Origin of the sequence: Pontibacter sp. HSC-14F20, from assembly GCF_019599265.1 — a bacterium.
Classification (GTDB): domain Bacteria; phylum Bacteroidota; class Bacteroidia; order Cytophagales; family Hymenobacteraceae; genus Pontibacter.
On record NZ_JAHZTC010000039.1, the window covers coordinates 1 to 3,674 of the forward strand.

Annotated in this window: 3 protein-coding genes; all 3 read right to left on the bottom strand. The window is 59.0% G+C overall.

The genetic code is table 11. The annotated features are described in order from the left end of the window. Position 1: 1 nt before the first annotated feature. On the bottom strand, positions 2 to 1,456 hold the full coding sequence (xylE, locus tag K3G39_RS20350; protein ID WP_255594569.1) for a D-xylose transporter XylE: 1,455 nt from the start codon (positions 1,454 to 1,456) through the stop codon (positions 2 to 4). Positions 1,457 to 1,496: 40 nt separating this feature from the next. Further along, positions 1,497 to 2,828: a xylose isomerase gene (gene xylA, locus K3G39_RS20355; protein ID WP_220628015.1), complete on the bottom strand. Its 1,332-nt coding sequence runs from the start codon at positions 2,826 to 2,828 to the stop codon at positions 1,497 to 1,499. Positions 2,829 to 2,840: 12 nt separating this feature from the next. Beyond that, positions 2,841 to 3,674, bottom strand: an 834-nt coding sequence (locus tag K3G39_RS20360) for an FGGY-family carbohydrate kinase (RefSeq protein ID WP_255594570.1), incomplete at its 5' end; no start/stop codon positions are given.

The following is a 3,674-nucleotide window of genomic DNA, read 5'->3' on the forward strand; positions in this document are numbered from 1 at the left end:
GCTATACCTTGGTTTTAACCGCCAAGGGTGGTGTTTTGTGTTGCGCCAGGGCTGCCGGTCCGGTCCACAGCGCCTCCATTTCCTCGAGCGACCTGTTTTTGGTTTCCGGCACCATCTTCCAGACAAAGAGCAGCGAGAGCACGCTCATCACCCCATAAAAGCCGTAGGTGAAGGCCCCGCTGAACTCCATCATCGACGGGTAGGTAGAGGAGATAAAGTAGTTGGCCGCCCACTGCGCGGCCACTGCTACGGCCACGGCTTTGCCCCTGATCTTGTTGGGGAAAATCTCGGAGATGAGCACCCAGCAGATCGGCCCCCACGACATCATAAACGAGGCGGTATAGAGGATGATGAACACAAGCGTGCTGATGCCGATCACTTCAAAATAGGAGAGCCCGGCGATGGCAAACATGCCAACGGCCATCCCGACCGAGCCCACCATCAGCAGCGGCTTCCGGCCCCACCGGTCCACTGTCAGAATGGCCACCACGGTAAAGATCACGTTGATGATGCCCATCACCACAGTCTGCAGCATGGAGGCGTCCTTGCCGGCGCCCATGCTTTCAAAAATGCGCGGGGCGTAATACAGGGCCACGTTGATGCCTACAAACTGCTGGAAGACTGAAAGCAGAATACCGATCACGATCACCGTTTTGCCATAGGAGAGGAGCTTGCCCGAGTGGTGCTCCACCGTGTTTTTGATGTCTGCCAGAATAAGGCTGGCGCGGGAGGGGCCGTTTACTTTCGTCAGGATCTGCAGGGCCTCGCTGTCGCGGCCTGCCATGCTCAGGAAGCGCGGTGACTCCGGCACAAAAAAGAGCAACACCCCAAACAAGCCGGCAGGTATAGCCTCTGACAGGAACATCCTGCGCCAGCCCACTTCATTGAGCCACTCGGGCGACTGTCCGCTGGCAATGCCCCAGTTGACGAAATACACCACCAGCATCCCGAAGATAATGGCAAACTGGTTGAGCGACACCAGGCGGCCGCGCAGGTTGGCCGGCGCAATCTCGCCAATGTATACCGGGCACACGGCCGAAGCCAGCCCCACGCCAATACCGCCGAGGATGCGGTAGAAGTTGAACATGTACAGCAAACCCATGGTCGGCTCGCCCTGGCGGAAGAACAAGAACTCGGGGTAGGCAGAGCCCAGCGCCGAAAGGAAAAACAGCATAGCCGCCAGAATCAGCGTCTTTTTCCGGCCGATGCCCGAGGAGAAGTACCCTGAGATGGCCCCCCCGATGATGCAGCCGATCAAAGCGCTGGAGATAGTGGCCCCGTGTACCCAGGTGCTCAGGCCCTGGCTTGTGATCAGGTAGCGCTGCACTGATTTCTCGGCCCCTGATATCACGGCCGTGTCGTAGCCAAAGAGGAGCCCGCCCAGGGTGGCAATTAACGTGATGCCGGCGATGTAGGGGAGGTTCTGCTCCGCCGTTGCTGTTTGGTGCTGTATCATAAGGAAGTGAGTAAGGGGTTGATGTTTAGCTCCCAGCTTTTTAGATAAAGCGGTTGATCAGGTTCTCGAGGTACTCCTGGCGGCCGCTTCTTGCTTCCGGCTCCCCATGCACGATGGCGTAGTTGCGCAGCTCTTCCAGTGTCAGCTTGCCTGCTTCGTATTCCTGGCCTTTGCCACTGTCAAAGGAGGCGTAGCGCTCTTTGCGGATCTTGCTGTAATCGGAGTTTTGCAGGATGTTGTCGGCCGTGATCAGGGCGCGGGCAAAGGTATCGGCCCCCCCGATGTGGGCGTAGAACAAATCAGCCGGGTCGGAGGAATTTCTGCGGATCTTGGCGTCAAAGTTGATGCCGCCGCCCTGCACGCCGCCGGCCTCCAGGAACACGAGCATGGCCTCGGTCAGCTCGTTGAGGTTGTTGGGGAACTGGTCAGTATCCCAGCCATTCTGGTAATCGCCGCGGTTGGCGTCGATAGAGCCCAGCAGGCCGGCATCGGCAGCCACCTGCAGCTCGTGCTGGAAGGTATGGCCGGCCAGCGTGGCGTGGTTCACTTCGATATTGAGCTTAAAATCATCGAGCAGGTCGTAGTGGCGCAGGAAGCCGATCACCGTGGCCGCGTCGTAGTCGTACTGGTGCTTGGTGGGCTCCATGGGTTTGGGTTCGATGAAGAAAGTGCCTTTGAAACCCTGCCTGCGGGCATAGTCCTTGGCCGTGTGCAGGAAGCGGGCAAAGTGCTCCTGCTCGCGCTTCATGTCCGTGTTGAGCAAGGTCATATACCCTTCACGGCCTCCCCAGAACACGTAGTTCTCTCCGTTCAGGGCAATGGTGGCATCCAGGGCGGCTTTCACCTGGGCAGCGGCATGGGTGAGCACATGGAAATCGGGGTTGGTGGCGCCGCCGTTCATGTAGCGGCTGTGCGAGAAGACGTTGGCCGTGCCCCACAGCAGCTTGATGCCTGTCTCCTGCTGCTTCTGCCGGGCGTACTCCACCATGGTCTGCAGCCGACGCTCGTTCTCGCGGATGTCGTTGCCATAGTCCACCACGTCCACGTCATGGAAGCAGTAGTAGGGCAGGCCCAGCTTGGTGATGAACTCGAAAGCGGCGTCCATTTTGTCCTGGGCTCTGCCGATCACATCCTCTTTTTTGTTCCAGCCAAACCTGAGCGTCGGGCCACCAAAAGGGTCGGAGCCATCGGCGTTGAAGGAGTGCCAGTAGGCCACGGCAAAGCGCAGGTGCTCTTTCAGCGTTTTGCCTGCCACCACGCGGTGCTCGTCGTACCAGCGGTAGGCCAGCGGGTTGTCCGACTCAAGTCCTTCGAACTTGATCTTGCCGATGCCTTTGAAATATTCTGTCTGGGATAAGGTATGGTTTGCCATAAGGTATAAGTGTTAGCTTGTTTGCAAGGAAGGGTATGGGTGGTTGAGTTGTTTCTCCAGCAGCGCCTTCCACTCCTGGTACACCGGCTCATACTGGTCGATGGCTTTGGGCGCTACCACCTGCAGGCGCTTGCTGTTGGTGAAAGCTTCTTCTTCTGATTGGAAGGCTTTCACACCGATGCCTGCGCCCAGGGCAGCACCCACGCTGCCGTCGTTCTGGTAGAGCTCCACGGGCACGTGCGTGGCATTCACGAAGGCTTCAGTGAAGGAGTCGCTCAGGAAGAGGTTGGCTTTGCCGGCCCGGATGATGCTGGGGTTCATGCCGTTCTCGCGCATGATGTCCAGCCCGTAACGGAAGGCAAAAGCGATGCCCTCCTGCACGCCGCGGAACAAATGGGCCTTGGTGTGCAGGTTCAGGTCGATGTGGTGGAAGTGGGTGCCCACGATCTTGTTATTGAGCATGCGCTCGGCTCCGTTGCCGAACGGAATCACCCGCAGCCCGTTACTGCCGACAGGAATAGCGGCGGCCAGCTGGTTCATCTCGGCATAGCTGATGCCGGTGCCGGCAATGGTTTTGATCCAGCGGTTGAGGCTGCCCGTGCCGTTGATGCACAGCAGCACGCCCAGCCGCTTCTCGTCGCCGGCGTAGTTGACGTGGGCAAAGGTGTTCACGCGCGAGTGCGGGTCGTAAATCAGCTTGTCGCTCACGCCGTAAATGACGCCCGAGGTGCCGGCGGTGGCCGCTACCTCCCCGGGCTTGAGCACGTTCAGCGAGAGGGCATTGTTGGGCTGGTCCCCTGATTTATAGGTCACGGGTATTCCTGCTTTCAGCCCCAGTTCGTCGGC

Excerpts from the sequence above, each read along its gene's own strand:
- xylE (WP_255594569.1), bottom strand. The coding sequence starts at position 1,456 with ATGATACAGCACCAAACAGCAACGGCGGAGCAGAACCTCCCCTACATC.
- xylA (WP_220628015.1), bottom strand. The coding sequence starts at position 2,828 with ATGGCAAACCATACCTTATCCCAGACAGAATATTTCAAAGGCATCGGC.